The 23,161-nt window shown below is 74.6% G+C and carries 22 protein-coding genes; 7 read left to right on the top strand and 15 right to left on the bottom strand.

The window, feature by feature from the left end; genetic code table 11:
• Window positions 1-245: 245 nt before the first annotated feature.
• The 5 genes from ABT247_RS05900 to ABT247_RS05880 form a co-directional block, all read right to left on the bottom strand.
• Window positions 246-695: an SRPBCC domain-containing protein gene (locus tag ABT247_RS05900; protein ID WP_350738559.1), complete on the bottom strand. Its 450-nt coding sequence runs from the start codon at window positions 693-695 to the stop codon at window positions 246-248.
• Between the two features lie 4 nt (window positions 696-699).
• On the bottom strand, window positions 700-1,173 hold the full coding sequence (locus ABT247_RS05895; RefSeq protein ID WP_350738556.1) for a VOC family protein: 474 nt from the start codon (window positions 1,171-1,173) through the stop codon (window positions 700-702).
• 123 nt (window positions 1,174-1,296) lie between these two features.
• Window positions 1,297-3,276: a phosphocholine-specific phospholipase C gene (locus tag ABT247_RS05890; protein WP_350738553.1), complete on the bottom strand. Its 1,980-nt coding sequence runs from the start codon at window positions 3,274-3,276 to the stop codon at window positions 1,297-1,299.
• A 14-nt stretch (window positions 3,277-3,290) separates the two neighbouring features.
• A complete protein-coding gene (locus ABT247_RS05885; protein WP_350738550.1) occupies window positions 3,291-4,724 on the bottom strand; it encodes an endonuclease/exonuclease/phosphatase family protein in 1,434 nt (477 codons plus the stop codon).
• Between the two features lie 274 nt (window positions 4,725-4,998).
• Window positions 4,999-5,346, bottom strand: coding sequence for a PRC-barrel domain-containing protein (locus ABT247_RS05880; protein ID WP_350738547.1), 348 nt, complete (start codon window positions 5,344-5,346; stop codon window positions 4,999-5,001).
• A gap of 288 nt (window positions 5,347-5,634) precedes the next feature.
• Between ABT247_RS05880 and ABT247_RS05875 the strand changes: the two genes are divergently transcribed.
• Window positions 5,635-6,360 carry a DUF4097 family beta strand repeat-containing protein gene (locus ABT247_RS05875; protein WP_350738544.1) on the top strand — a complete coding sequence of 242 codons (726 nt, stop codon included), beginning with the start codon at window positions 5,635-5,637 and terminating at the stop codon, window positions 6,358-6,360.
• Between the two features lie 135 nt (window positions 6,361-6,495).
• On the opposite strand, the gene ABT247_RS05870 is transcribed toward ABT247_RS05875, so the two are convergent.
• From ABT247_RS05870 to ABT247_RS05855, 4 genes are all read right to left on the bottom strand, one after another.
• Entirely contained in the window at window positions 6,496-7,143 is a 648-nt protein-coding gene (locus ABT247_RS05870; RefSeq protein ID WP_350738541.1) for a hypothetical protein, read from the bottom strand.
• 186 nt (window positions 7,144-7,329) lie between these two features.
• Complete coding sequence (locus tag ABT247_RS05865) at window positions 7,330-8,004, bottom strand: response regulator transcription factor (protein WP_350738538.1); 675 nt, start codon at window positions 8,002-8,004, stop codon at window positions 7,330-7,332.
• The gene (locus tag ABT247_RS05860; protein WP_350738535.1) at window positions 8,001-9,500 is read right to left on the bottom strand and encodes a sensor histidine kinase; all 1,500 of its coding nucleotides are present in this window, start codon (window positions 9,498-9,500) and stop codon (window positions 8,001-8,003) included. The genes ABT247_RS05865 and ABT247_RS05860 overlap by 4 nt, the downstream gene beginning before the upstream one ends.
• 366 nt (window positions 9,501-9,866) lie before the next feature.
• On the bottom strand, window positions 9,867-12,071 hold the full coding sequence (locus tag ABT247_RS05855; RefSeq protein ID WP_350738532.1) for an MMPL family transporter: 2,205 nt from the start codon (window positions 12,069-12,071) through the stop codon (window positions 9,867-9,869).
• Between the two features lie 439 nt (window positions 12,072-12,510).
• On the opposite strand from ABT247_RS05855, the gene ABT247_RS05850 reads away from it, so the two are divergent.
• The 4 genes from ABT247_RS05850 to ABT247_RS05835 all read left to right on the top strand — a co-directional run bounded on the left by ABT247_RS05850 (window position 12,511) and on the right by ABT247_RS05835 (window position 16,389).
• Window positions 12,511-13,635 carry a DegT/DnrJ/EryC1/StrS family aminotransferase gene (locus ABT247_RS05850; RefSeq protein ID WP_350738529.1) on the top strand — a complete coding sequence of 375 codons (1,125 nt, stop codon included), beginning with the start codon at window positions 12,511-12,513 and terminating at the stop codon, window positions 13,633-13,635.
• A gap of 22 nt (window positions 13,636-13,657) precedes the next feature.
• Window positions 13,658-14,602, top strand: coding sequence for an NAD-dependent epimerase/dehydratase family protein (locus ABT247_RS05845; RefSeq protein WP_350738526.1), 945 nt, complete (start codon window positions 13,658-13,660; stop codon window positions 14,600-14,602).
• A gap of 14 nt (window positions 14,603-14,616) precedes the next feature.
• Window positions 14,617-15,696, top strand: a complete 1,080-nt coding sequence (locus tag ABT247_RS05840) for an MGDG synthase family glycosyltransferase (RefSeq protein ID WP_350738523.1) — start codon at window positions 14,617-14,619, stop codon at window positions 15,694-15,696.
• A gap of 168 nt (window positions 15,697-15,864) precedes the next feature.
• Entirely contained in the window at window positions 15,865-16,389 is a 525-nt protein-coding gene (locus ABT247_RS05835; protein ID WP_350738520.1) for a P-loop nucleotide/nucleoside kinase family protein, read from the top strand.
• A gap of 71 nt (window positions 16,390-16,460) precedes the next feature.
• Here the strand turns inward: ABT247_RS05835 and ABT247_RS05830 are convergent, their stop codons facing one another.
• From ABT247_RS05830 to ABT247_RS05805, 6 genes are all read right to left on the bottom strand, one after another.
• Complete coding sequence (locus ABT247_RS05830) at window positions 16,461-16,670, bottom strand: hypothetical protein (protein ID WP_350738517.1); 210 nt, start codon at window positions 16,668-16,670, stop codon at window positions 16,461-16,463.
• Window positions 16,663-17,478: a polysaccharide deacetylase family protein gene (locus ABT247_RS05825; RefSeq protein ID WP_350738514.1), complete on the bottom strand. Its 816-nt coding sequence runs from the start codon at window positions 17,476-17,478 to the stop codon at window positions 16,663-16,665. Before ABT247_RS05825 ends, ABT247_RS05830 begins: the two co-directional genes overlap by 8 nt.
• Window positions 17,475-18,263, bottom strand: a complete 789-nt coding sequence (locus tag ABT247_RS05820; protein WP_350738511.1) for an SDR family NAD(P)-dependent oxidoreductase — start codon at window positions 18,261-18,263, stop codon at window positions 17,475-17,477. Before ABT247_RS05820 ends, ABT247_RS05825 begins: the two co-directional genes overlap by 4 nt.
• A 78-nt stretch (window positions 18,264-18,341) precedes the next feature.
• Window positions 18,342-19,229 carry a hypothetical protein gene (locus tag ABT247_RS05815; RefSeq protein ID WP_350738508.1) on the bottom strand — a complete coding sequence of 296 codons (888 nt, stop codon included), beginning with the start codon at window positions 19,227-19,229 and terminating at the stop codon, window positions 18,342-18,344.
• 277 nt (window positions 19,230-19,506) lie between these two features.
• A complete protein-coding gene (gene bla, locus ABT247_RS05810; protein ID WP_350738504.1) occupies window positions 19,507-20,430 on the bottom strand; it encodes a class A beta-lactamase in 924 nt (307 codons plus the stop codon).
• A gap of 192 nt (window positions 20,431-20,622) precedes the next feature.
• Window positions 20,623-21,426 carry an SAM-dependent methyltransferase gene (locus ABT247_RS05805; RefSeq protein WP_350738502.1) on the bottom strand — a complete coding sequence of 268 codons (804 nt, stop codon included), beginning with the start codon at window positions 21,424-21,426 and terminating at the stop codon, window positions 20,623-20,625.
• A 248-nt stretch (window positions 21,427-21,674) separates the two neighbouring features.
• On the opposite strand from ABT247_RS05805, the gene ABT247_RS05800 reads away from it, so the two are divergent.
• Window positions 21,675-22,304, top strand: coding sequence for an RNA polymerase sigma factor (locus tag ABT247_RS05800; RefSeq protein WP_350738499.1), 630 nt, complete (start codon window positions 21,675-21,677; stop codon window positions 22,302-22,304).
• Window positions 22,301-23,029, top strand: a complete 729-nt coding sequence (locus ABT247_RS05795) for a hypothetical protein (RefSeq protein WP_350738497.1) — start codon at window positions 22,301-22,303, stop codon at window positions 23,027-23,029. The genes ABT247_RS05800 and ABT247_RS05795 overlap by 4 nt, the downstream gene beginning before the upstream one ends.
• Window positions 23,030-23,161: the final 132 nt, after the last annotated feature.

The following is a 23,161-nucleotide window of genomic DNA, read 5'->3' as shown; positions in this document are numbered from 1 at the left end:
GCTCGGCCGAGACGATGGTGATCCGCTCGGCCATCGCCGTCATCGCGGCGACCACCTCGGGTGCCGGGTCGAAGTCCAGCTGGGCGGCGAAGCGGCCCCGCTGCCGGTGCCCCGCTGCCGGTGCCCCGCTGCCGGGGGCCGGCGGACGCCGGGACACCAGGGGTACCGGGGCGCCAGGGGCACGGGGCATCAGGGACGCCGGGGCGTCAGGGCGCGGGGTATCGGGGCACCGGGGTGCCGGGGAATCAGGGCATCAGCCAGGGCTGCTGCGGCAGCGGGTGGCCGGTCTCCAGGTAGGTCTTGAGGTTGGACAGCACCGCCGACCAGCCCTGTTCGGCGTCCGCCCGCTCCGTCTCGTCCGCGAGGTCCTCGTGGGTGACGGTGAGCCGGGTGAGGTCCTGCCAGCGCTGGATGACGAAGCTGACCCTGGAGGGGCCGCCCGGGCGCTGCTCCTGCGGTCCCGCCCAGCTGGTGACCAGGTGGTACGGGCGCACGGCGACCTCGACGACGCCGATCACGTCGGCGATGCCGGAGCCGTCGGCCCGCTGGTGCTCCCAGGGGGCGCCGGGCAGCCAGGTCGAGACGTTGCGGTGGCCCCAGTAGACGCCGGACTCGTCGGCGTTGGTGAGCGCGTGCCAGACGCGTTCGGGGTCGGCGCGCAGGTAGAGGATGCTGCGGTGCGTGAAGGCGGTCACCGTGTCAGCCCCCGGCCGCGTCGAGCAGCGGCTGGATCTCGATCTTCCCCATCCGCAGCATGGTCGCCATCACGCGGTCGGCCTTGGCCCGGTCGGTGTCGGCGATCAGGTCGAGCAGGATGCGCGGAGTGATCTGCCAGGAGAGCCCGTAGCGGTCCTTGAGCCAGCCGCACGGGCCCTCCTGACCGCCGTCGGCGGTGAGCCCGGCCCAGAGTTCGTCGATCTCCTGCTGGTCCTCGCACTCCACCTGGAGCGAGACGGCCTCGGTGAACCTGAACTCGGGGCCGCCGTTGAGGGCGGTGTACTCCCGGCCGGCGAGCCGGAAGTCGACGGTCATCACCGAACCGGCCGCGCCGGGGCCGGCCTCGCCGTAGCGGGTGACCCTGGTGATCCCGGAGTCGGGGAACAGCGAGGTGTAGAAGCCGGCGGCCTCTTCGGCCTGGTCGTCGAACCAGAGGAAGGTGGTGATCTTCTGCATGCGCCCGACGGTAACGGCGGGCTCCGCCACGGCGGGCCAGCCACGGCCGGGGGTCACCGGATCGGCGCCCCCGGCCGGGCCGACCGGCCGGGCCGACCGGCCGGCCGCGTACCGCGTCCCGCGTCAGTGCACCCAGCCCGCGTAGCGCTGCACGAAGCGCCGGCCGGTGTGGGCGGTGACGACGACGTCGTAGCGGCCCTGGGCGTCCAGCGGCCAGGCGAGGTCGACCTGCTGGCCGGGCCTGACCCAGACCGTCCGCGCGGTGCCCGCGAAGTCGTTGGGCGCGGCGGTGAAGCCCACGTCGGTCATGCCGTCGTTGGCCACCTGGAGGGTCAGCTTCAGGTTGCCGTGCAGGTCGGCGGTGACGATCGGGACGCCGACGTCGTTCTGCCCGTCCTGCCCGTCCCGCACCACCGTGCCGGCGAAGCGGCGCACGAAGCCGTCCGGGCCGTGCACGGTGAAGTCGTACCGGCCGTTGGTGGCGGCCGCGTCCCAGACGTACGTGGCGCTCGCACCGGGGGCGACGGTGTAGGGGGTGCCCGCGAACGGGAGCAGGATGTTCGGGTAGACGGTGTACGGGAACGCCACCGAGCCGTCGTTGCTCATCACGCAGGTGACCTTGCCGCTCACGCGGTCCACCGAGACGTCGGCCCACGGCTGGTACGGCAGCGGGCGGTGCGGGCGCTCGCCGCGCTCCTGGACGGGCATCGACTGGGTGCCGACCGCCGGGAGGGCGACGCCGGGCAGCTTGGCGCCCGCGTCGGCCTTGGCCATCAGGGCGTTGGTGTCCGGCAGCTTCGGCAGCGAGTGGTCCGGGGCGGCGAAGTCGAAGCAACTGGTGAGGTCGCCGCAGACCGCCCGCCGCCAGGGCGAGATGTTGGGCTCGGCGACGCCGGTGACCAGCTCCATGAAGCGCAGCACCGAGGTGTGGTCGAACACCTGGGAGTTGACCCAGCCGCCGCGCGACCAGGGCGAGACCACCCAGAGCGGCACGCGGTTGCCGAGGCCGATGGCGCGCCCCTGGGCGAACTCCTCGGGGGTGCCCGGCTCGGGGGTGGGCGGGACCATGTGGTCGAAGTAGCCGTCGTTCTCGTCGTACATGACCAGGAAGACGGTGTGCCGCCAGACGTCCGGGTTGGACATCAGCGACTGCAGCGCCTGGTCGACCCAGTGCGCGCCGTAGGCCGGGCCGGCCTCCGGGTGCTCGGAGAACAGGTACGGCGCGACCAGCCACGAGATGGTCGGCAGGGTGCCGTCCTTGCAGTGCCGGTCGAAGTCGCTCGGGTCGAACTTGGTCATCGCGTTGACGTACCGCGGGTCGTCGTGCGGGAAGGCGTGGAACTGCTTGAAGTAGGAGAGGGCGTTGTCGTCGTAGTCGCCGGTCCGGTCGTCCTTGCTCGGGTTGTGGTAGACCCGCCAGCTGACGCCGGCCGCCTCCAGCCGCTCGGCGTAGGTCGTCCAGTCGGCGACGGGGTTGTCGGTGACCGGGGTGTTGTCGATCCAGGGGCCGGTGGTGCCGTCGCGGCCGGGGCCGGCGGTGCCGGTCCACAGGTAGAGCCTGTTGGGGTCGGTGGGGCCGGCCAGCGACGTGAAGTAGGCGTCGCAGAGGGTGAACGCGTCGGCCAGGGCGTACTGGTAGGGGATGTCGTCCCGGGTGAAGTAGCCCATGGTGCGCTCGCCCTTGGCGGCGATCCACTTGTTCATCGCGCCGTTGTTGATGGCCTGGTGGCCGGTCGCCCAGTCGTGGGCGAGGCCGCCGGCGTTCTGCGCGTTGTACTTGGCGGTGTCCATCCGGTACGGCAGCATCACCCCGCCGTCGCTGCGGCGGCTGTCGGGCTGGCGGAACACGTCGGTCCCGTCCGGGAACTGGAGCGCCTGCTTGTCCCCGAAGCCCCGCACGCCGCTCAGCGTGCCGAAGTAGTGGTCGAAGCTGCGGTTCTCCTGCATCAGGACGACGACGTGCTTGACGTCCTTGATCGTCCCGGTGAGGGCGGTGCCGCCGGCGGGGGCGGCTGCGGCCTGGGTGGCGGACAGACCGGTCAGGGCGGTGGCGCCGACGGCCGCGGTGGCGCCGACGAAGGTGCGGCGGGAGAGCTCGGGCATCACGGACTGGCCTCTCAGAGCTGGAAGGTGGCGACGGCGGCGGCGGTGTCCGAGGGCCACTCGTTGACCGCGGAGTTCGGTTCGGGCTGCGGCCAGTCGGCGACCAGGGTGTGCGCCTCGACCAGCTTCAGGGGGCCGGCGTACTGGACGTAGTCGATGCGGTCCTGCGGCTCCGGCCGGTCACCGCGCCGCTTGCGGGTGGGTGACCAGGTGGTGCCCGGGTGCTTGACCGGGTCGCGGTTCTCCTCGCGGAAGCTGTCGGTCAGCCCGGCGGCCTGCAGGGCCGCGGTGACCGGCCAGTTGACGGCCCCGACGCCGTTGTGGGCGGCGGTGGCGGCCGTCCAGTCCAGGTGGGAGGGCGAGGAGAGCGCGCCACCGAGGACCACCGGGAGGTGCCGGGCCAGGTCCGCGCGCACCGCGTCGGCGAGCGCCTCAGCCTGCTTCAGCCGGGTCGAGGTGTTCTCGGCGGCGGTGACCCGGTCGGCGCTGCTGCCGTCCTGCACGGCGTACGGGCCGTAGCCCGTCTCGTCGAGGTGCGCGGCCCAGAAGCGGACGCTGCGTCCCCCGGGGAGTTGGACGGTGGCGGCGACGGCGGGCAGCTCGGCGGTGGCCGGGGTGAGGTCGGTCAGCGGGTGGCGGCTGAGGATGCCGACACTGCCCGCGCTCTGGTGGGCGTACCAGCCGAGCGCGTTGGCCAGCGTCCTGGCCCGCTCGCCGGCCGTCTCCTGGAGCGCGACCACGTCCAGCCCCTGGGCGAGCACGACGCGCAGCTGCTTCTCCAGCGCGTCGCCGTAGGCGGCGCCCGCGTCGTGCAGGTTCCAGCTGGCGGCCTTGAGCCGGGGCGGGGCCGCCGGATCCGTGACCGGGACGAGGACGGTGAGGGTGTCGGTGGCGCCGGTGCTGTCCTTGACGCCGACCACGACCACCTCGGGGTTCCGGCCCGGGGTGGCGGGGGCGGTGCCGGTGAGCGTGCCGGCGGCGTCGACGGACGCCCAGGCCGCGCCGCCGATCTTGCGGTAGCTCGCGGAGCCGGCGGCGTTCCCGGCCGGGCGGCACCAGAGGCCGCCCAGCTTGATCCGCACGGCCGCGCCCGGGGCGACGGGGGTGGCGGTGAAGGAGTCGACGGCGGCGTGCGGGCGGACGACCGCGGGCTTGGGGCGGAAGCTGAACGGGGCCGACTGGGCCAGGACGCCGTAGCCGTCCTTGGCGAGCAGGTAGGCGGTGTACGGGCCGCCGGTCAGCGCGGAGGTGTCGAGCTGGACGTCGCCGGAGGTGCCGGGGGTGTACTTCCACAGCAGTGAGGAACCGGTGCCGGGCCGGCGGCTGCCGTCGTAGATGCCGACCCAGTTCTTGGCGTCGGGGGTGTCGGTGGTCCAGTGGAAGCTGAGCCGGTCGCCTTCGGCGGGGCTGCTGGACGAGGTCAGGGTCAGGGCGCTGCCTGCGGCCACGGTAGTCCTGTCCGCCGCCGGGGCACGGTCCGCCGGGGGACGGGTACCGGGGCCACGCGCGGCTGGTCACGGAGGCTGGGAGGGGAGAGTGCCCATAGTTGGCTGTACAACTGTGGGCGCCCCTCATTCATCCGAAGACCAGCGACCGGGACGTGAACGCCGCGTGACGGAGCATCGGGCGGTTCGGGAACACCGTGGCGGAAGCGCCGTCAGACCACCGGGGCAGGCCGAAGGGCCGCGACGGACGATCCGTCGCGGCCCCGCCCGCCGCGAATCAGCGCCGGGCCAGCCGGCGCTCTCCCGAGGCACCGGGCGCGTAGGGCAGTTCGTAGTAGGCGAAGACCTCGGGTTCGTCGGTGGCCGGCAGGATGTCGTCGGTGCCGATCGCAGGGGCCTTGCTGACCTTGCTCTTCGGGTACGCCACCCGCACGTAGTCCGGGCCGACCACCGCTCCCTCCAACGGGACGAAGGCCAGGCGACGTCGGCCCATCACCCCGACCGTCACGGTGGCGAAGAACGGCTCGTCGGTGGACGTCTCGACGTAGACCGACTCCAGCGTGCCGATGCGGTGGCCCTTCTCGTCGACCACATGGTGGCCGCGCCACTCTCGGATGTCTGCCATAGCGATCCCCACGGCCTCGAACCTCCCGTGTCGCGTCTGCCGCGGCTGCACAGCCCGGAGCTTCCATCCTGCTCCGGTACGGGCCCGGTGGCGCGACGAACGGGACATCCGGGGCCACCCCGGCCTCGGCGGCCGGGACTCCCCGGGCCGACGGAAGGCAGCGGATTGGGGGGTTATTACCACCGACCGGGCCGGTGCCTCCCGGCTACCGTCGTGGGGACGGCTCGGGACAGGGCCGGTCATACGGGGCCATCACGCGACGAACGCGCATGACATGGGGGGAACACCATGCTCCACTTCCGCCGCTACGCCGGGGCCGTCGTGGTCGCCGGGCTCGCCGCCGGGGCGCTCACCGCCTGCAACCCGGTGGGCACCAAGTTCAGCGACGACGCGACCGTCACCGACAGGATCACCGCCGTGAAGCTCGACAACTCCTCCGGGGACGTGACCGTCCGCGGCAAGCCGGGCGCCGGCGGCGTTTCCGTGCACCGCAGCATCGAGTACCGCAGCGACAAGCCGGGCGCGACCACCCGGGTCGAGGGCGGGGTGCTGGTGCTCGGCGGCTGCGGGCGCAACTGCTCGGTGGACTACACCGTCGAGGTGCCGCCGGGCCTGCCGGTCAGCGGCGGCACCTCCTCCGGCGGGGTCCACCTCTCCCAGGTCGGCGAGGTGTCGGTACACACCGACTCCGGTGACATCTCGGTCGACCAGGCCTCCGGGGGCGTCGACGTGCGCACCAACAACGGCGAGATCAAGGGCACTTCGCTCAAGGGCGACCGGATCCAGGCCAAGACCGACAACGGCGGGATCACCCTCACCCCGGGCAAGGCCCAGGACGTCAAGGCCAGGACCTCCAACGGCGAGATCCACCTCACCGTGCCGGCCGGCTCCTACCACGTCAGCGCCGGGACGGACATCGGCGAGAAGCACATCGGCGTGCAGAACGACCCCAACGGCGCTTACAAGCTGGACCTGGGAACGGACATCGGCGACATCACCGTGAAGGCCGGCTGACCGAGCCCTCGCCAACGGCCTGGCCCGGCCTGGCCCGCGCCGCCGACCGCCTCGCCTTGCCTCGCCGGGCGGGCGGAGCGGCCGGGCGGGCGGCCGGGACGGACCGGGCCGGGCCGGTTCGGCGGGACAGCCGGCTCACAGGCCGGTCTGGATCTCCGCGCGGTGGCGGAGGTACTCGTCCGGGTGCGACCGGGCGATCGAGACGGCCACCTCGACCAGGGGGTGCAGCTCCGCCGGGTAGGCGCGCGGCACCAGCGGGAGCCCGGGAAGGATGCAGCGGCGGACGTCGAGGTCCTCGTTGGCGACGAACTCCCGCAGCGCGGCCGCGTTCCAGCTGTCCCGGACCGCCGCGCCCTCGTCGGCGGTCGCGTTGCGGCCGCCGGCGACCGACAGGGCCGTCCAGTACCAGGCCCGAGCGGCGCCGGCGCGCTCCGGATCGGTGCCCGTCCGCAGGCGCTCGAGCAGGGCCTGGCGGACCCGGCGCTGGCCGAAGGCGATCAGGGCGGGTTCGACGAAGCGGCGGTTGAAGCTCGGATTGGGGTCGTGGACCGCGGCTTCGATGAGCGCCTCGAAGTACTCCTCGGGCAGCTCGGAACGCCCGGCGAGCGCCTTGTGGACCTCCCACCGGGCCGCGCCCTGGTAGTCCGCGCCCGGTGCCACCTCGACCCCCAGCAGGAGGAGCAGTCGCGCGAGCCGCAGCTCGAAGGCCTGCGACCCGTCCTCCGTACGCCCGGGCAACGGCTGGAGAACCCGCACCTCGCCGGCCGTGTCCTTGGTTTCCACGAACACCCTCCTCATTCTGAGTCACCGGCAGACTACTGGCTGACACATCAGTTCGGAGGTCGTTTCGGGCAGGCCGGTCCCCAGAGCGGTCGGCCCGCCGGCGATGTGACGGACGCTCAGCGCGCCCGGTCTGTCGCGGGCTTCGGACTGCGGGCTTCGGGCTGCGGGCTGTGGGCGCGATCGCGCTCAGGCCGGACGGCCGGGCGGCACCAGCCCGGACTGGTAGGCGATGGCGACCAGTTGGGCCCGGTCGCGGGCGTCGAGCTTGGCCATCGCGCGGTGCACATGGGTGCGGACGGTGAACGGGCTGACGAACATCCGCTCGGCGATCTCCTCGTTGGTGAGCCCGGTGGCGGCCATCGACATCACCTCGCGCTCGCGGGCGGTCAGCACGGCGAGCCGTGCGGAGGCCTCGGCGGCGGCCGGCCCGGGCTGGGCGAGGAACCGGTCGATCACCGCGCGGGTCGCGGCGGGCGAGAGCAGGGCGTCGCCCGCCGCGACGGTCCGCACGGCGGCGAGCAGTTCCGTGGGGTCGGCGCCCTTGCCGAGGAAGCCCCCGGCGCCCGCGCGCAACGCCTGGGCCACGTACTCGTCGATCTCGAAGGTGGTGAGGATCAGGACCCGGGTGCCGGACAGCTCCGCGTCGCCGCAGATCTCGGCGGTCGCGCCGAGGCCGTCGGCGCCGGGCATCCGGATGTCCATCAGGACGATGTCCGGCTTGGTGGCCCGGGCGAGTTCCACCGCCTCGCGGCCGTCGGCGGCCTCACCGACCACCTCCATGTCCTCCTCCGCGTCGATGAGCATGCGGAAGGCTCCGCGCAGCAGGGCCTGGTCGTCGGCGAGCAACACGCGGATGGTCATGCGGGGTCCTGGTTCTTCGGGGCGGTGCGGTCGGGCGGAAGGGGGAGGTCGGTCCCGGTGGAGCGCGTCGAGCCGGCGGTGTGGTCGGCGCGATCGCTCCGGGCAACGCGATCGGCCTGGGCGGCGCGGTCAGTCCGGGCGGCGCCGCGGTCGGGCCGCAGCGGGCAGTCCCGCCGGGTGGCGCGGGCGGGGCGCGCCGGGCCGCCGGGCTCGGGCCGAGGCCCGGGACGGGTGGCCCGGTCGGGTTGCCCGGCGGTGCCATCCGCACCGGCGCCGTCGTCACGAGCGCCGTCGTCACGGGCGCCGGTGCGCAGCGGCAGTTCGGCCAGGACGAGGAAGCTGCCGTCGGGGCGCCGGTCGACGGTGAGCCGGCCGCCGACCGCGGCGGCCCGCTCACGCATGCCGATCAGGCCGAAGCCGCTCTCACCGGGGGCGGGCCGGGGCAGCAGGACGGTGCGGACGCGGTCGGCGGCGGGCGGGCGGCCGTTGGCGACGCTGACGGCGACCCGGCTCCCGCTGTAGGAGAGGGCGACCTCGGCGTCGGCGCCGTGGGCGTGCTTGGCGACGTTGGTCAGCGACTCCTGGAGGATCCGGAAGGCGGTGAGGTCGACGCCGGGCGACAGCGGGCGGGGCTCGCCCTCCACGGTGAGCCGGACCCGCAGGCCGGCCCGCTCGAAGGTGTTGACCAGCTCGGGCAGCCGGTCCAGCCCGGGGGTGGGCTCCAGCGGGGCCGGCTCCTCGGCCCGGCGCAGCAGGCCGACGGTGGCCCGCAGCTCCTGGAGGGCGGAGCCGGTGGCGTCGGTGATGTGGCTGAGCACCTCGCGGGCCTGGACGGGGTGGCTGTCCATGAGGTGGACGGCGATGCCGGCCTGGGCGTTGGCGAGGGCGATGTGGTGGGCGACGACGTCGTGGAGGTCCCGGGCGATCCGGATGCGCTCGTCGGCGACCCGGCGGCGTGCCTCCTCCTCGCGGGTGCGCTCGGCGTGTTCGGCGCGCTGCCGGATCTCGGCGAGCTGGGCGCGGCGGTTACGGATGGAGTCCCCGAGTGCGCCGGGCAGCAGGGCCCAGGCGAGGACGCCGATCCGCTCGCCGATCGCGCCGCCGTGGCCGAAGAGCAGCGTCGTCCCGGTGAGCAGGACGGCGGTGACGATCGAGGCGCGCAGGGCAGTGGCGCGGTCGGTGCGGACGGCGAGGAAGTAGAGCGCGAGCAGGAGGGGGGTGGCCAGCATCGGGGTGAGCCGGGGGCTGCTCAGGGTGAGCAGCATGGTGCAGAGCAGCGTGACGGCGACCACCGCGCGGGGGTGGCGGCGGTGGAGGAAGACGGCGCCGGCGGCGATCAGCGCGAGGGCGCCGGTGGCCGGGTCGAGTCGGGTGAGGTGCCCACCGGTCTGGTCGACCGTGGCGCCGAGGGCGGTCACCGCGATCAGCGCCGCGCCGCCGACGGCGTCGAGCAGCCGGGGGTGGTCGCGGCGCAGGCGCTGCCAGGTGTCGCTCATGGTCGTGCTCTCCGGTCGGGGGCCTCCGGTCGGGGCCCTGGCCGCACCCTCGGCCGAGCTCCGCCAGTTCTCGTGCCGCGCCGCGCCCGGGCGGGGCGCGGCGGGCCGCTGGGGGCCGCCGCCGAGCGGCGGCCCGAACAGCAACGGTAACGGTTGGGGTCGAACCGGTGTCCGGGCCGGCCGCCGCCGGGCCGCTCCCCTAGCGGGGGCAGGGCCCGGCCCGAACGGCTTCGGGCAGCGGCCCGCAGAGCCGCGTCGCCGCCCGCTCCGCCCGGCGGCCGGGCGAGCCGGACGGAGCGGGCGATCCGGCGGAGCTGGCGATCCGGCGGAGCTGGCGGAGCCGGAGGCGCCGGGCTGCAACCGGGATCAGACGGTCACGGCCTCCCGGACCGGAGCAGGTTCAGCGGCGACGGTGTGCAGCTTGCTGCCCTCGACGTCGACGTCCGGTATCAGGCGGTCGAGCCGGCGCGGCAGCCACCAGGTGCGGCGGCCGAGCAGGGCGAGGACAGCCGGGACGAGGGTCATCCGGACCACGAAGGCGTCGAAGGCGACGGCCGCCGCGAGCCCGAGGCCCATCATCTTGATCATCGGCTCGCTCATCCCGATGAACCCCGCGAAGACGGCGATCATGATGAAGGCGGCGGCCGTGACCACCCGGGCGTTGTGCCGGAAGCCGGTGACGATGGCCTCACCGGGCTGCTCGCCGTGCACGAAGGCCTCCCGGATGCGGGTGACCAGGAACACCTCGTAGTCCATGGCGAGCCCGAAGACCACACCGATCATGAAGATCGGCATCATGCTCATCACCGGACCGGTCTGTTCCACGCCGATGAGGTCGGCCAGCCAGCCCCACTGGAACACCGCGACCACGGCACCGAGCGCGGCTGCCACCGAGAGCAGGAAGCCCAGCGCGGCCTTGAGCGGCACGAGGACGGAGCGGAAGACCACCAGCAGCAGCAGGACGGCGAGGCCGACGACCACCGCGAGGTAGGGCAGCAGAGCGTCGGTGAGCTTCTGCGAGACGTCGATGTTCATCGCCGTCGTACCGCTGACCAGCACGGTCGCCCCGGTGGAGGCCTTCAGACCGGCCGCGTGGCCGCGGATGGCGTGGACCAGGTCCTTGGTCGCGGCCTCGGCCGGGCCGGTGGCCGGTACGGCGTTCACCAGGGCGGTGTCCCCCGCCTTGTCGAACATCGGCGGCGTCACCGCGACCACGCCGGGCAGCCCGGAGACGGCCCTGGCGACCTCGGCCGCGGCGGCCTTGGGATCGGCGGTGCCCTTGGCGTCCACCAGCACGGTCAGCGGGCCGTTGAAGCCGGGGCCGAAGCCCTCGGAGAGCCGGTCGTAGGCACGGCGCTGGGTGGTGGAGGTCGGCTTGGCCTCGTCGCCGGGCAGGCCGAGCCGCAGGTCGAGCGCGGGAGCGGCGAGCGCGCCGAGGCCGATCACGCCGAGCACCAGCACGGCGAGCGGGCGGCGGAGCACGAAACGGGCCCAGCGGGCGCCGCCGTTCTCCTTGGCCCCGGCCAACCGGAGCCTGCCCTCGGCCTTGCGGACCTTGCGGGGCAGCACTCTGCGGCCGATGAAGCCGAGCAGCGCCGGCACCAGGGTCAGCGCGACCAGCACGGCGATGACGACGGTGCCGGCGGCGGCCATGCCCATCTTGGCGAGGATAGGGATGCCGACCACGGAGAGCCCGGCGAGGGCGATCACCACGGTGAGCCCGGCGAACACCACCGCGGAGCCGGCGGTGCCGACGGCCCGCCCGGCCGCCTCCTGCGGGCTGCGGCCCTCGGCGAGCTCGGCCCGGTAGCGGGAGACGATGAAGACCGCGTAGTCGATGCCGACCGCAAGGCCGAGCATCATCGCCAGGGTGCCCGTGGTCGAGGAGAGGCCGAGCGTGCTGCCGAGCGCGGTGATCAGGGCCATCCCGAGGCCGACGCCGATCACGGCGGTGAGCAGCGGCAGGCCGGCGGCGACCAGCGAACCGAAGGTGATCACCAGCACGACGGCGGACAGCGCCATGCCGATCGCCTCGCTGCTGCCGCCCGTCTCGGGCTTGGCCATCAGGGCGTTGCCGCCGACCTCGACCGTGAGCCCGGCCGCCCGCCCGTGCTGGGCGGCCTGCTGGAGCGCGTCGGTGGCGCCCTCGGACAGATGGCCCGCCTTGACGGCGTAGTTGACCGTCGCGTAGGCGGTGGTGCCGTCCTTGGAGACGGCGCCCTGGGTCCTGAACGGGTCCACCGCGCCGGTGACGTGCTCGGCGTGGGCGAGCTCGGCGACCGTCTTCTCCACGGCCTGCTGGTTGCCCTGGGCGGTGATCTTCTGACCGGAGGGCGCGACGAACACCAGGCGCGCCGAGGCCCCGTCGGCGTGGCCACCGGGGAAGCGCTCGTTCATCAGGTCGAAGGCCTTCTGCGCTTCCGTGCCCGGCATCGAGAAGCCGTCGTCGGGGGCGGCGGGCGCCTTGGCCGCGAGGACTCCGCACAGCGCCAGCACGGCGACCCAGAGCAAGGTCACCAGCCGGCGCCGGACGAAGGCCCATCGGCCCAGGCGGTAGAGGAACGTGGCCACGGGAGAGCGGACTCCTTCGGTGGATCGGGGTTCGGAGACGGTTCGGAGACGGTTCGGGGACGGGTTCGGGCACGGGTTCGCGGGAGGCGGACCTGGTCCGCCCGCAGCATGGCCAATCCTTGATCGCGGCCCCCTGCTCCGTCGTCGTCCCAGCGCAGGCCGTTTGCGTACTGCGGACGCAGTACGGCGCTCCCCCGTACGGAGGAGCGCACGCCCTGCGCCGGGAGCAGTCGGCACTCCTTCCGGCGGCGGACGGGACGGGGCGGTGGTCCGCGGCGGGAGCAGCCGGGAGCGGCCGGGCATCACCCGTGCGGGGGCGACGACGGGCCGGGGCCGCCCGGGCGCAGTAGCGTGATGTGCCTGGCCCGACCGTTTCCGTACGGTTCGGGAGGATCCGTCCCGATCGGTGCTGACCCCAGCCCGCCGCCGGAGGTGCCACATGGGCGTTCCAGCCGCCCGCATCGTGTTCGACGAGAACGACCGCGCGGCCGTCGCCGACGCCGTGACCGAGATGCTCACCACCGGTGCGCTCACCCTCGGGCCGTGGACCGAGCGCTTCGAGCAGGCCTTCGCCGCCGAGCACGGCGCCTCGCACGCCGTGGCGATGAGCAGCGGAACGGCGGCGCTGGAGGTGATCCTGCGCACCGTCGACGTCCGCGGCCGCGACGTGGTCGTCCCCGCCGTCACCTTCTACGCCACCGGCGGTGCGGTGGTGCACGCGGGCGGCCGTCCGGTCTTCGCCGACGTCGACCCGGCCACCCTCGCGCTCTCCCCCGAGACGCTGGCGGCGGCCCTCACCCCGGACACCGCGGCCGTCGTCCTGGTCCACATCGGCGGGCTGGTCACCCCGCGGGTGGACGCCCTGCGCGCGCTCTGCGACCAGCGCGGCGTCCCGCTGATCGAGGACGCCGCGCACGCCCACGGCAGCAGCCACGACGGCCGCGCCGCCGGCACCTTCGGCCTGGCCGGGGCCTTCTCCTTCTACCCGACCAAGGTCACCACCAGCGGCGAGGGCGGGATGATCCTGACCGAGTCGCCGGAGCTGCGGGACGAGGCCAGGATCTACCGCGACCAGGGCAAAGGCTCCTTCGGCGCCAACCACCACGTCCGGCTCGGCTACTCCTGGCGGATGAGCGAGCCGCACGCGGCCATCGGTGCGGTGCACCTGCGCCGGCTCAAGGAGTTCATCGAGACCCGCCGCGCCGTCGCCCGCCGGTACGACGCCGCGCTGACCGCCGTGGACGGACTGGAGCCGGTGCTCGAACCGCCTGGCTGCCGCGGCAACTACTACAAGTACGTGGCGCTGCTGGCGCCCGGCGTCGACCGCGCCGCGTTCAAGCGGGCGGTGGCCGAGGAGTACGGGGTGCGGCTGTCCGGCGAGGTGTACGACCTGCCGCTGCACCTGCAGCCGGTGTTCGCCCCGTACCGGAACGGTCCCCTTCCGGTGGCCGAGGACGTGTGCGCCCGGCAGGTCTGCCTGCCGGTGCACTCCGACATGACCGAGGACGAGGCGGAGCTGGTGATCGAGGCCGTCTCGGCGGTGCACCGGCGGATGGCCGGGTAGCCGGAGCGAAGGGAGCAAGACCGTGCGGATAGCCGTCACCGGTGGCTGCGGGTTCATCGGCTCACACGTCGTGGACCACCTGATCGCGGCCGGCCACGAGGTCCTCGCCGTGGACACCACCGACCAGTACCTCAACCCGGACGCCGAACACGCCCGGATCGACGTCCTCGACCTCCCGGCGCTGACCTCCGCGCTGGCCGGCAGCGAGGTGGTCTACCACCTCGCCGCGATGGCCGACGTCGAACAGGTCAGCGCCGACCCCGTCCGGGCCGTGCGCGTCAACATCGACGGCACCGAGGCCGTCCTGGAGGCCGCCCGGCGCAGCGGCCTGAGCCGGACCGTCCTGGCGAGCACCGTGTGGGTCTACGGAGCCGCCCTCGCCGACGACCAACTCGACGGCGGGGAGCAGGAGCTGGACGAGCACGTGCCGATCGAGCTGGAGCACAGCGGGCACCTGTACGTGGCCACCAAGCTCGCCGCCGAGATGCTGGTGCACAGCTACCGCGAGCTGTACGGGCAGCACTTCACCATCCTGCGCTACGGCATCCCCTACGGGCCGAGGATGCGCGACGAGCTGGTGGTCGCCCGGTTCGTGCAGGCGGCGCTGGCCGGCCGGCCGATCACCATCGCCGGGGACGGGCGGCAGAGCCGCAACTTCGTGTACGTCGAGGACCTCGCCGACGCCCACGTCCGGGCCCTCTCCCCCGCCGCCGAGGACCAGACCTTCGCGTTGGAGGGTTCCACGGCCGTCTCGGTGCGCGACATCGCCGACACCGTCGACCGCTTGCTGGGGCCGGTCACCATCGAGCACATCGACGGCCGCAAGGCCGACTACGCCGGACGGCGGATCTCCTCGGCCCAGGCGAAGCGGCTGCTCGGCTGGTCCCCCCGGACCAACTTCGCCGACGGCGTGCGCCGGTACGCCGACTGGTACCGCGCCTGGGCCGCCACGCCCGCCGCCGGCTGACCGGGGCCGCCCCGATGCCGCACGCCCTGCTGGTCTCCGGCTCGCTCGGCCAGGGCCACGACGTGATGGCCCAGGCCTGCGCGGACACCCTGCGGGAACGCGGCTGGACCACCCGCACCGTGGACGCGATGGGCCTGCTCGGAGAACGCTCGGGCGCGGCCGGGGAGGCCGTCTTCCGCCGCCTGCTCGACCTGCCCGGTGTCTACGACGCCTTCCACTTCTCCGCGCTGCGCCCGGGGGCGCGGCTCGCCCTGCTCGCCGACGCGGCGGCCCGCGCCCGGCTCGTCCCGGCGCTGCGAGAGCTGATCACCGCTCAGCGCCCCCAGCTGGTGGTGTCGGTGTTCGCCACCGCCACCTCGGCGGTCAACCAACTGCACGACCGCGGCTTCCGGCACTTCGTGTTCTGCACGGACGTGACGCCGCACCGGCTGTGGGTGCAGGAGGGCACCGACCTGTTCCTCGTCACCTCCGAGGTCGCCGCCTGCGCGGTGCGCCGCTACCGCCCGGACGCGGAGATCCTGGTGGTGCCCGCGCCGCTGCGCCGGCCGTTCTACCGGCCGCCCGACCGGGCCGCGGCACGCGCCGAGTTGGGCGTGCCGCCGGAGGCCGACTGCGTGTTGCTGATGTCCGGCTCCTGGGGGCTCGGGCCGATCGCCCGCACCGCCGCCTCGCTCGCCGCGGCCGGGCCGCACGTGCTCGCGGTGGCGGGGCGCAACGGCGAACTGGAACGGCGGCTGCGGGCGGCCGCCCGCAACCGGCCCCGGCTGCACCCGTTCGGCTACACCGACCGGATCCCCGCGCTGATGGCGGCCGCGGACCTGGTGGTCACCAGCTCCGGCGACACCTGCAGCGAGGCCCGGGCGCTCGGGCGGCGGCTGCTGCTGCTCGACGTCGTCCAGGGCCACGGTCGGGACAACCTCCAGCACGAGCTGGAACTCGGCCACGCCGACGTCGCCACCGCCCGGCCGGCCGAGGTGGTCCGCAACGCGCTCGCCGCGCTGGGCCGGCCGGAGCCCCAGCCGTCGGCCGGGGCCTCGCCGGAGGGGTGGCGCAAGGGTTTCGGGGCGGCGCTGGAGCGGGCGGGGCTCGGCTAGCGAGCCCCGGTTCCCCGCCGCCTACCGCCCGTCCGCCCAGGTCCTGTCCGACGGATCATGTGACGATCCACGGCACTGTCACCGTGGCCCCCTCCGCCTGTGGCCCAGCCTGTGATCGGGCGGATAAAACGGTGGTCGCCTGATGGGCGTCCCTGCCACGATCTGGGTGTGACCACGTTGTTCCTGATGGTCGGCCTGCCAGGGGCCGGAAAGACCACGCGGGCTCGGCAGCTCGCCGCGGAGCACGGCGCGCTGCGTTTGACGCCCGACGACTGGATGATTCCCCTGTTCGGCGCGGCGGAGGCGGACGGGAAGCGCGACGTGCTGGAGGGGCGCATGCTCTGGCTCGCCTTGGAGGCGGTCAAACTGGGCACCAACGTCGTCGTGGACTACGGCTGCTGGTCACGGGACGAACGGTCTGCGATCTGCTGGCTGGTGGAGGCCGAGGAGGCGTGCTTCCGCATGGTCTACCTGCCGGTGGACGAGGAGACCCAACGCGCCCGTATCGCCCACCGCTGGGCGACCACCCCCGAGGAGACGTTGCCGATGTCCGAGGCCGACATTCTGCACGGGCGGGCGCATTTTGAGGAGCCCGACGCGGCGGAGCTGGAGGGCCGCAGGGTCGCCGGCCCGCCGCCCGGCTGGGTCGACTGGCGGGAGTGGGCCGCCGACCGGTGGCCGTCGTTCGCGTGACTGCTGCGGCCCACGCTCCTTAGGGCCCGTCTTCAAACCCCCGCCTGCGGGGGTTTGAAGAGCCCGCTCGCCTACTGACCGCTCGACGCGCCCGGGAGGAGGAGCGCGCCGTCGTCCGGCTCCGCGCCGGTGGTGACGTGCTTCGGGTTGTCCTGGGCGACCGCGCTCGCCCCGGCGGACGGGCTGCTCCCGTCGTGCGCGGCCGTCGCCCCGGCCAGGGCCGCGGCGGCGAGACCGGTGGCCGCGATCGCGTGGGCCAGTCCGCCGGTCCAATCAGGCATGGTCGTCTCCCCCGTCGTCGGCGCGCCCGCCCCCGCGGGGGGCGCGGCGTACCGATCGTCCCAGCCGGACCGGCCGGAGGGCAACGGGCGGGACGGCGTGGTCCCGCAGCGGGCCGAGGGTGAGGGCGTGGGCGCGGCAGTGGGCGGCGATGAGCGGGAGGGCCGCGAGGGTGGCGCGCCAGGAGCCGGGGGCGGAGGTGCAGTCGGAGTCGTGCAGCAGCAGCGTCGCCCCGCCGGTGAGTCCGGGGCGGGCGGTGGCGTAGACCGACTCGCCGGTGGCCTCGGCCGTCCAGTCGCGGCCCCAGGCCGTCCACAGCACGCTGCGCAGGCCGAGCCGGCGGGCGGCGAGGGCCGGGCCGGCGGTCAGCACGCCGTAGGGCGGGCGGTACCAGACCGGGCGGGCGCCGCAGAGAGCGGCCACCGCCTCGGTGGCGCGGCGCAGTTCGCGCAGGTCCCGGGCGGGCGCCGGGTACCACTGCTGCCGGTGGTGCCAGCCGTGCACGGCGACCTCGTGGCCGCGCAGCACCAGCTCGCGGCCGAGGGCCGGGGCGCGTTCCAGCATCGTGCCGAGCAGGAAGAAGGTGGCGCGGACGCCGAGTTCGTCCAGCGCGTCGAGGACGTACGGAGTGCTGCGCGGGTCCGGGCCGTCGTCGAAGGTCAGCGCGAGGTGGCGCGGGTCGGTGCCGTACCCGGCGGTGCGGCGGGCCAGGGTGCGGCGCACCGGGGGGAGGCGGACGGCCGCCGGGGCGAGGTGCAGGAACTGGGCGCCGGCCGCGGCGGCCAGCGCCGTGGCCGCCCGGGCGGTCATCCGAAGCGGGAGGCCATCCGCCGGAACACGCCGGGTGCGACGCCGTGGATCCGGGCCGGGAGGCCGAGCCAGTGCGGGACGTAGAGGCGGTCGCGCCCGGTGGTGATGGTGGCGAGGACGGTGTCGGCGACCCGCTCCACCGGGACGGGGCGCGGCCGGGCGCGCTGGTACGGGGTGCCGCGACGGTCGAAGAACGGGGTGTCCACCGCGCCGGGCAGTACCAGGCGCACGCCGACCCCGGTGCCGCGCAGTTCGTACCAGAGGCTTTCGGCGAACATCGCCAGCCCGCCCTTGGTGGCCGAGTAGCCCGACTCGTCGCGCACGCCGACCTGTCCGGCCATCGAGCCGAGCAGCACGATCCGGCCGTGGCGGCGCTCCAGCATGCCGGGCAGCAGGTGGCGGACCAGCCGCAGCGGGGCGGCGAGGTTGACCTCGATCATCCGGTCGAGGGTGTCGGAGGGGGTCTCGGCGAAGGGGCCGCGCCAGCCGAGGCCGGCGCTGGCGATCAGCGCGTCCACCCGCCCCGTCTCGGCGAGCGCGGCCTCGGCGAGCCGGGCGGGGCCGTCGGGTTTGCTGAGGTCCTCGGGCAGGGCGCTGCCGCCGGTGCGCTCGGCGAGTGCGTCGAGGCGGGCGCGATCGGTGCCGGAGAGCAGGGTGTGCCACCCGGCGTCGGCCAGGCGGGTGGCGGTGGCGAGTCCGATGCCGGAGGAGGCGCCGGTGATCAGCACGACGGGCCGGCCGGTCGTTCCCGGCCGTCGGGTTCCGGGCTGGGCTTCCTCCGCCATCGCGCACCTGCCGCTCCGTAGGCGATCCACCGTCCGTTTTGTCCGGCAAGTCACCTTCGCACGGCAGAGCCGTCCGGGCTACCGGGGTGGTACGACCGGCTGGGTGCGGGCGTCCGCCGGCCTGGCGGACGGCTCCGCGGACTCGCCCTCCAGTTCGCCGAACCGGGACAGCAGGAACGTTCCTCCCACCGCGACGGCGAAGCCCGTCAGCGCGCACCAGGCGTAGCCCGGACGCGCGGCGTCGCCCAGCGACAGCACTCCGACCAGGGCCGGGCCGAAGGTCTCGGCCACCGTCCCGGCGGCGGTCGCGGCCGTCACCGTGCCGCGCTGGAGGGCCAGGGCGTACGCGAGGTAGCCGCCGAGGCCGCCGACGGCCAGGGCGTAGGCGGCGGGGTCGGTGAGGACCCCGGCCAAGCCCGAGGTGTCGAGGACGCGTACCGCCAGACTGGTGATCCCGAAGCCCACGCCCGCCAGCAGCCCGAGCCCGGCCGCCGCCGCGGTGCCGTCCCGGCGGGCCAGGACGAGGGTGGCGAGCAGCATCACGGCGGTGGTGGCCAGCAGCGCCCAGTGGAAGGCCGCCGGGGCGTACTCGCGGCCCTCCTCACCGGAGCCGAGGGCCAGCAGGGAGAGGCCGGCGACCACGGCGAGGATCCCCGCGACGTCGCTGCGGCCCAGCCGGGCGCCCAGCAGCCAGACGGCGGCCAGCGCGGTGACGGCCAGGCTGGCGTTGGTGACGGCCTGGACCAGGAAGAGCGGGAGGCTGCGCAGGGCGACGATGCTCAGCACGAAGCCCAGGATGTCCAGCAGGGTGCCGAGGATGAACTGCCAGGACCGCAGCAGCGCGGCCAGCAGCCCCGCCCGCACCCGGTCCGCCCGCGGCGCCGACCGCGCTCCGCGCGCCTGGGCGACCGCCCCGAAGCCGAAGCAGACGGTGGCGACCAGGGCGGTGGTGAGTCCCAGCAGCATGCCTCTCCCAGCCTCGCCGGCAGCATCGGTCACCCACCAGTCTGAGCCCACGGGTGGCGGGGGCGCACGGGTGGCGCAGACGCGCGGGCGGCGCAGACGCGCGGTCGGCACCGGCGCACGGGCAGGGGCCCACGGGCGGCGGAAGCAGCGGGCAGCCGCCGGACGGGCCGGTGTGGCCGGTGCGGGCAGGCCGGCGGGCCCGCTCGCACCCTGATCGCGAACGCCGCCGCGCCGCTCGGCCGGGCGGCGTGGCGGCCCGCGGCCCGCGGCGCGCGGGTCAGCCGAGCGCGGCGGCCAGCAGCGCGGCGGTCCCGGCGACCAGCGGCTCGTCCATCGGGGCGGCCGGGTCGGAGGGCTTGGTGGTCAGCACCGCCAGGACCACCGGGTCGCCGGCAGGGGTCCAGGCGATCCCGACGTCGTTGGTGGTGCCGTGGCTGCCGGTGCCGGTCTTGTCGGCGAGGGCCCAGTCCTGCGGCAGGCCCTCGCGGAACCGGTGGACGCTGGTCGTGTTGCCGCGCAGCCAGGTCAGCAGGCGTGCGCGCTGCCCGGGCGGCAGGGCGTCGCCGAGGGCCAGTCGGCGGTAGGTCCGGGCGATGGCCTGCGGGGTGGTGGTGTCGGTGATGCGGTCCGGCTCGGCGGTGTTGAGTTCGGGCTCCCAGCGGTCCAGCCGGGTGGTCCGGTCGCCGATCGAACGGCAGAAGCGGGTGACGGCGGTCGGGCCGCCGAGTTCGCGCAGCAGCAGGTTCCCGGCGGTGTTGTCGCTGTGGTCGATCGCGGCCGCGCAGAGCTCTCCGACGGTCATGCCGGCGGCCAGGTTGGCGGGCAGGCCGGTGACGGGCGCGCCCTTGGCACGCTCGATGTCGGCCTGGGTGTAGTGGATGCGCTTGGCGAGGAACTCGCCGTCGCGGTCGAGGTCCCGCAGCACCGCGGCGACGGCGACGGTCTTGAACACCGAGCAGATCGGGAAGAGTTCGCCCGCCCGGTGACGGACCGTCCGGCCGGTGGCGAGGTTGCGGGCGTAGACGCCGAGCCGGGCGGAGTGGCGCTGTTCGAGCGCGGCGAGCGAGCGCTGGATGCCGTCCTCCGCTGCGGCGTGGGCCGTTCCGCCGGTCGACGCCGCGACCGCGACGGCCGCGGCGCCCACGCCGAGGGCCAGGACGGAGCGGCGGCTGCGCCCGGGCTCCGAAGGCTTCGCGTACATGGTTCCCCTCTCCGGATCGCGCGGCTTGCGGCGCCGCGTCCTTCGACGGACAGGACGCGCCGACCGTCCGGAACGGTTCGTCGGCAACTCATCGACCGGACATGAGCGGCGCGGAAGCGGAAGGGAAGCACGAGGAAGTACGAGGAAGCAGGAGGAAGCGGGAGGAAGTGGCGGGCAGGCCCGCCGGCCGGCTCAGGGCCGCAGCGCCACGGCCGCGTACGCGGAGGCGTCGGAGGCCGACACGGCTGCCTCGCCGGGCGCGGGCCGCCAGTGCGGGGTGGGGACGATGCCCGGGGCGAGCAGTGTCCAGCCGTCGAAGAACCGGGCGAACTCCGCCCGGCTGCGGGCCTGGAGGGCGGTGCCGCCCGCCTCGTAGACGCCGACCACCCGGCCGATCTCGGCCGGGGCGAACTCGTCGGTGAGGTGGGTCATCACCAGCGCGCTGCCCGGGGCGAGGACGGACTTGAGGTGCTCGACCAGCTCGTACGCGCCGCGGGCGTCGGGGACGAAGTGGAGCAGCGCGTTGAGCGAGAGCGCGACCGGACGGCCGAAGTCGATGGCCGCGCGCAGCTCCGGGGCGTTCAGCAGGCCCACGGGGTCGGTGACGTCCGCCTCGATGTACGCGGTGCGGCCCTCGGGCGTGCCGGTCAGCAGGGCCTGGGCGTGGGTCAGGACGATGGGGTCGTTGTCGGCGTAGACGACCCGGGCGCGCGGCTCGACGCCCTGGGCGACCTCGTGCAGGTTGGGCGAGGTGGGGATGCCGGTGCCGATGTCGAGGAACTGGTCGATCCCGGCCCGGGCGAGGGCGCGGGTCGAGCGGTGCATGAAGGCGCGGTTGGCGCGGGCGGCGTGGCGCAGCCACGGCGCGACGGCGAGGGCGTGCCCGGCGGCCTCGCGGTCCGCGGCGAAGTTGGTGAAGCCGCCGAGGTAGTAGTCGTACATCCGGGCCGAGTGCGGCACGTTCAGCCGCAGGTCGACCCCGTCGTAGAGGCTCATCGCGCTTCTCCTCGCCAGGACGGACACCGTCCGATTGCTGCCCCGCGGGCCCGGGGGCCAATCGCCCCTCCCGACGGCCCGAACAGCCGTGCCTGCCCCGGCCGAACCGGTGGCCGGATCACATCGGATGACAATCCGTATTCGCAGGACAGCCTCGAGTGACGGGCCCGACGCGATGAGGATGGGCGCAGACAGCCCGACCCTCGGGTGGCGCGGCGAGCAGCCGGCGGCCACGGAAAGCAGGCTCGATGACGATCGACAGGGGCGCTCCCGTGCGCACGCACCGGGGAGGGGAGGCGGTGGGCACCGACGCCGCATGGCCCGGGCAGCCGACCGCGGTGGAGGCTGGTCTGCGCCTGGACCTGACCTATGCCGCCTTCTGCGAGACGCACCAACCGGCCTGGCACGCCCTCGCGTTGACCCGGATAGGCAGTCAGGGCGACGCCGCGCTGGTGGTCGAGGCGGTCAAGGCCGACCTGGCCCGCTGCTGGCCGCAGGTGCTGCGGTTCGAGGAACCGGCCGCGTACGCCTGGCGGTTGGTCACCCGGCACGTCGCGGACTGGGTCGCCGCCGAGGAGCCGGTGGAGGTGGAGGCGGTCACCTTCGCGGCCGTGATCGGCGCGTTCAAGCAGGTCGCCAGCGGGCTGTTGCACAGCGAGGCGGACGAGGTGCGGCTGTACGCGGCGATCCTCGAACTGCCGGACCGCCAGCGGGACGTGGTGATCCTGCGGTACCTGCTGGGTCTGCACAGCAAGGTGATCGCGGCCTACCTGGGGCGGCCGGTGGCGACGGTGCACTCCAACCTCCGGCACGCCCGGGAACGACTGGCGCGCCGCCTCGGCGTGCGCGAACTGCCGGACGACGGAGACGGACTGTGACCGTCGACCGCCAGGACGGGGCATCGGGTGGGGCGTGCGCCGCCGGCGGGGGGCGCACGGCCTTCCACGTGCCCCGGCCCGAACGCGCCAACGCCGAACGGATCGCGGCCCTGCGGCAGGCCAGGCTGACGGCGGCCCCGGCGCACCTGCCCTCCGAGCACGAGCAGGCCTCCTTCGAACTCGGTCTGGTGGTCGCCCTGGTGCTCGGCGCGCCGTGCGCCTCCCGGGGCCTCGACCTGCTGGTCGACGCCCGCCGGATCCAGCCCGAGGGGGCTGAGGTGTTCGGCGCGCTGCTGTACGCCACCGGCAACGAGGAGGGCGCGGAGTTCTGGTGGCGCTTCGCGGCCGGCTCGGGCAGCGGAACGGCCGCGTACTGCCTGCACCTGCACCACCTCAGGCTCGGCGAGACCGACGACGCGGACTACTGGCGGGCCTGGTCGGAGCAACTGGCCGCGGCCGGACACCCGCCAGGGCCGCAGCCGCCGCCGGGGGCCCGGCCGCTGCTGCCGGAGGACGTGCGGCGCGACGTCCTCTCCAGGGTGCACCGGGGCCTGGCACCCCGGCTGCCGCCCGCGCTGGTCGCGGTGATCGACCGGTTGCCGGTCCAGGGCGGGGAGGACGAGGACGAGCAGGAGGTGCCGAGCCCCTGGGGGCTCACCTCGGGCGCGACCGCGGCCTGCTCCTGGGAGCCGCCGCGGGGGCTCGCCGAGGGCACGTCGGGGTGAGACCGTTGATGATCACCGGCGCTCACTCGTCCGGGTGACCCGTCCGGCATGCCGGGCGGCCGGTGCCGCCCCCTCTCAGTGGTCCAGTCCAATCCCCCGGCCCGACAAGGCCGTTCCGCCCGGGCGGCGATA

Origin of the sequence: Kitasatospora sp. NPDC001539 (assembly GCF_040298565.1) — a bacterium.
In the GTDB taxonomy this organism is placed as follows: Bacteria; Actinomycetota; Actinomycetes; order Streptomycetales; family Streptomycetaceae; genus Kitasatospora.
Note: the sequence above shows the minus strand (reverse complement) of the source record. Positions and strands in the feature narration are given on the sequence as shown.